This window comes from Shewanella sp. 10N.286.51.B8 (assembly GCF_041469325.1).
Taxonomy (GTDB): Bacteria; Pseudomonadota; Gammaproteobacteria; order Enterobacterales; family Shewanellaceae; genus Shewanella.
Genome location: NZ_JBFRKG010000014.1, coordinates 1 through 4,380, shown reverse-complemented (window position 1 = coordinate 4,380; position 4,380 = coordinate 1). Strand labels below are relative to the sequence as shown.

Below are 4,380 nucleotides of genomic sequence, written 5' to 3'. Positions count from 1 at the left end.
CAAAATTAGTTACAGCCTCTAATTACTCTACATTCTGGATCTGAATGCATCTTATTATTTAATGTATTTTAAAATCAGTGTTTTATTTTTGTTTGTGTTGTGTAAAGTTGATTGGTACCCACCATTTGACCCACCAAATTACTAAGCACTTAGTCTGTTTGTAAAATGATCTATCTAAACACTTTTCGAGCTTTTCCTGGTCTGTTTGTAATTTGGGAATTAACAGCAGTAGCTGGAGGATTCTTTTGTAAGCCAGCGGAGTCCGGTTTCATCAACTCATTATCATTACTTCTATGCTCTAAAGGAGCACCAGCATTAACGTTAGATTCACTATTTGGGGTTATTTGTTGCAGGTTAAGCTTATCCAATTTGTCGACAAATAGGGATGTTTTTTCTATATGTGTTTCGATGCAGTCTTTTTTAAAGACTAATTCCTCTGAAACATTACCTAGCGATGCTTCTAATTGAACTATCTTTTCTTTAGCCATCTGAAGTTGATTTTTAATTTTGTTATGCTCGATAAAGTGTACATATGCTGAGTCTAACCTTTTATTATGTTCTTCATTTTTTAAATTGGTTTCTTGTTTATGGGCTTTTTTTTCTTGTTTGCTAGCTTCTGTTGTTTGTAATTCTAATTTTACTTTTTCGTATTGCTTATTGATCAAGTAACCAATTGTTTTGCACCAACTGTCAGATTTTATAGCTTTAGTTAATTGTTCCAATCGACGTTGAGTCTCAGTGGATAGTCTTATCGTTAAATGACTATTGTCACCTTTGTTCTTCTGCCTATTTTTATGTGAGCTCCAAGCACTCCTAATCGCATTCATTCTTTGTTTTGAATCGGGTTGCCTCTCCATTTCTGATATAGCATTTGAAGCATAATCTTGATTTGAAATCATGAAAGTACTCTGGCGTTGAATTATAGGAAGGTGACTCCAGTTTTTTGCTATATAATTTCTGGCCCAGGTACACTGAACTTCATCAGAACCATTAAGCCAGTCTGCTCTTTTACTATCGCTGCCCATCGTAATTTTTACACCTATAAATAAACTTAAATACCAATATACATCACTAGTTCAGGTCACCAAATAATTTAATCCGGTAAGCTTTAGTGCTTGCGCTTATTCGCAGTCATTCGTGACCGTCACGAGTGACGATGACGAAATACCTATAGTTTTATTTCAATTTTATTGTTATTGCAGTACCTTTAGCCATTGATAAAATTAGATGTAATGGACCGTGAATGATTGCTGATGTGTTACTCGTACAAATGAAAGGTGCTAAATATCAAGCAAAGTTGTTTCTTCTGCATTGGGTCATGAAGTCTTATGAAACTCCCCTAAAAGAAGGGCGTGTTAAAAATTTAGCTAGCATTTTTAGTGTGTCAGAAAGAGTTGTTAGGGATTCCTTAGAGTATCTAGTTGATCATGAGTATTTGATTAAAGTGGCATACAAAGACTGTAATGGCCGACGACAGAATACGTTTGAGTTGGGGGACCTAACTAGTGAAGTGATTTCTAAAGAATCAAGCATTCAATTCACTCCATATCAGATAGATATAGTCGAAAAGGTATTAAGTTCCATTGGTGACAATTTAGTCGTAACAGATAAAGTTGAGGCCGTTACAACTAATAATGGCCTATTCGATTTGAAAGATGATTGTAAGTTGGTGTTGGCTGTTCTTCTGCTATTGGGAGGTTCAATAGGTGTAGTTAAAGGTCATGGCTTAGCAGACCTCTCAAAATTTGTATGTATGTCAGTTGAGCAGATTAGACCAAGGCTAAATGAATTGGTTAAAAAAGGTTACATAAAAAGCGTTGTTACTGGAATTACCGGTAAGATATTGTTTGGGGCCAAGCCAAGCATATATTTTTTGGATTTAAAGCATGAGTCTTTTGGTACGAGTAAAGCACCTGGACCTGTGATAGATATAGATCCTTTTATTAACGATAGCTTGTCAAGGGGAGAAGCGGCTAAGTTATTCCAACACAAAGAAGTTGAAAACTGGCCTTTAGCAGGGAAAAATATTTTTAATGTTGAAGAGAAAAAGAAGTTGTTAGCTTTTTTTAAAACTCCAACGATGAGGGAAGTTCGCTACCTACAAGCGTATATAGATGAGCTTGCGGCATATATTTTGTCTTCATACTGGAGTGGATTAGAAGAGCCCCTACTCCCTGACGAAGAGATTTATCTTAAGATTGAAAACGATGTCTTGCCAGCAAAGTTTTTAGATGAAAAGAGCCAAATGGATTTCCATACAATCGAACAGAAAAGGTTGTTTAGTCGATTAATTTTTGAAGTATCTCTTGGTATTGCTAAAGAAGTGAAAAGTGGTTTAGCTCCCAATAGTAAACACGATTTTGTAAACATGGATATCGTAATTGAACGAGTTTTTGAAAAGGCTCAAGATCCACGCTTTCATCTAGATAGGTGTTCATTGATTTGTTTTTTAAAGGAGTAAAAAACCCAGATTGTGCCTTTGATAAAGCAAAAGTCCAAAATTGTTGAATATCTAAACGCCTTGCTTGCGGTTGAAGAGCCAACCGCGGATGTACAGGATGCTAAAACTGCTAAATAATCTATTTCCAGAGTAACTCTGAACCACTTCACCCTAAGATATCTCGACGAAATCGATATTTCGATCTCTATCAGCCACTGGTTTTTCAAAATTGTCTTGTCGGTTTGTTAATACTACTTAGCTCTTCATTGTTATGTAGGATACTAATAACAATACTAGTAGTGATGAGTAACTAGCCAACCCTTTAAGTGGGGTGGCTATAGATAACATGAGATCACTGTAAATAAATACAAGTTAGGTAACTCCTATGAACTTAAACATAGGAGATTAGAAATGAATGTTAGACATCAAAATAATAAGAACTTGGTTTTGCATAATGGAAGTAGCTTTAATGGTGTAGCCGTCAATGCAAACTATCAGTTGATTGAAAACCACTTGTGCTCGATTCAACGTGTTATTGGATTTTCCCTTGAGGAGCATAAACGAACCCTGGTGGTTCGAGTTGATTTACATCTACCAGTAAGACCTGACTGCGTTGATTATCCAATGGAGTTTGATACTAACGTTATCTCACGCTTTATGGCTTCGCTAAAGGCTCAGGTCCAGGCAGACCTGCTGAACAAAATGAAACAGGGTAAACGGGTGCACCCATGTACCGTTAGATATGTATGGGTGAAAGAGAGGCATGAGGCATTGCAGGACCATTATCATGTAGCATTATTCTTTAATCATGATAGCTACTTTAATCTTGGTGATTATAATCAGTTTGGTAATAATCTCAGTACTAAAATTACTACTGCCTGGGCTAGTGCGCTCGCTAGAGAAGCTTTTCAAGCAGCACCACTTGTTCACTTTCCTCAAGATACACCGTATTACTGTTTAGATATGAATGCTGTTACTTTCCACCAGGATTATCAATCTGTATTCAACAGGCTTAGCTATTTGGCTAAAGTCGATACTAAGCATTACGGTGATAGAAGCCATTCTTTTGGGGCTAGCCGTAAATAAGCTAAAAAGAGCTTTTAAGAGATAATATATACCTGAAGACCTTTAGGGTGTCCCATAGGCATTTTAAAGATTTTCAGGTCCATTGGTTACGTTATTAGTTTAACCCTAACCATTAGCCAAAAAAGAAGATGGAGGTAACTCCATTTCCTTGTATTAATGTTCAGCGAGTTTTTTTTCGTTGAAACATCTTCTGCTCAATCCAATCTTGTATTTCACTTTCTACCCAAGCAACTGCCCTTGTACCAAGGCTTACAGGCTTTGGAAAGGTCTCGTCAGCCATATAGTTATAAATGGTTGAGCGTCCCAAGCAAGTCACCTTCATGACTTGTCTTATCTTTAGCAGCTGCAAGTGCTCAGGTGTTGGTTGTAGAGTATTCATAACTCGAGCTCCTGAAAGTCTTGGTCCACATCATCTTGTTCGATGCCGATATAACGCAATGTGACGCCCTCAGAGCTGTGCCTGAGCATCTTCATTACGCGACCAATATCTTTAGTGTTTTGGTAGAGATGATAGCCCCTAGTCTTTCTCATGGAGTGTGTGCCGAGTGCTAGTTTAATTTCTTCACCAACCATAGCGAGTGCTCTACAAACGTAGCGTCTAGATAACGGTGCAGGTTTAACTGTCTTAGCCCGCTGATTGCGGTAAGACTGAAATAGATAGATGTGATTAGGATGCTCTAACCGTATACGGGCTATTCGCGTTAGCGTAGTAGCGTTAAGTTGAATGTTAGCCAGTTTACCCGTTTTAGACTCACGGATAATTAACCTGTCGTTATGGATATCATTGAACTTGATAGAAAGTAGGTCAGAGATACGTAAAGCCAGGTTAAGGCCGATTGTACTGGTCAACCCAA

5 protein-coding genes are annotated in these 4,380 nt (G+C 37.5%); 2 read left to right on the top strand and 3 right to left on the bottom strand.

The window, feature by feature from the left end; genetic code table 11:
• Window positions 1-170 precede the first annotated feature (170 nt).
• The gene (locus AB4160_RS06740) at window positions 171-1,025 is read right to left on the bottom strand and encodes a hypothetical protein (protein ID WP_372003997.1); all 855 of its coding nucleotides are present in this window, start codon (window positions 1,023-1,025) and stop codon (window positions 171-173) included.
• 218 nt (window positions 1,026-1,243) lie between these two features.
• Between AB4160_RS06740 and AB4160_RS06735 the strand changes: the two genes are divergently transcribed.
• Together AB4160_RS06735 and AB4160_RS06730 are read left to right on the top strand one after the other, a co-directional pair.
• Window positions 1,244-2,461 (top strand): hypothetical protein, encoded by a 1,218-nt coding sequence (locus AB4160_RS06735; protein WP_372003995.1) that lies wholly within the window; start codon window positions 1,244-1,246, stop codon window positions 2,459-2,461.
• A gap of 390 nt (window positions 2,462-2,851) precedes the next feature.
• Entirely contained in the window at window positions 2,852-3,526 is a 675-nt protein-coding gene (locus AB4160_RS06730) for an inovirus Gp2 family protein (protein ID WP_372003993.1), read from the top strand.
• Between the two features lie 160 nt (window positions 3,527-3,686).
• Here AB4160_RS06730 and AB4160_RS06725 read toward each other — a convergent pair whose 3' ends face one another.
• Together AB4160_RS06725 and AB4160_RS06720 are read right to left on the bottom strand one after the other, a co-directional pair.
• Complete coding sequence (locus AB4160_RS06725; protein WP_372003991.1) at window positions 3,687-3,905, bottom strand: AlpA family transcriptional regulator; 219 nt, start codon at window positions 3,903-3,905, stop codon at window positions 3,687-3,689.
• Window positions 3,902-4,380: tyrosine-type recombinase/integrase (locus AB4160_RS06720; RefSeq protein ID WP_372003989.1), on the bottom strand; the 479-nt coding region annotated here is incomplete at its 5' end. The genes AB4160_RS06720 and AB4160_RS06725, both read right to left, overlap by 4 nt.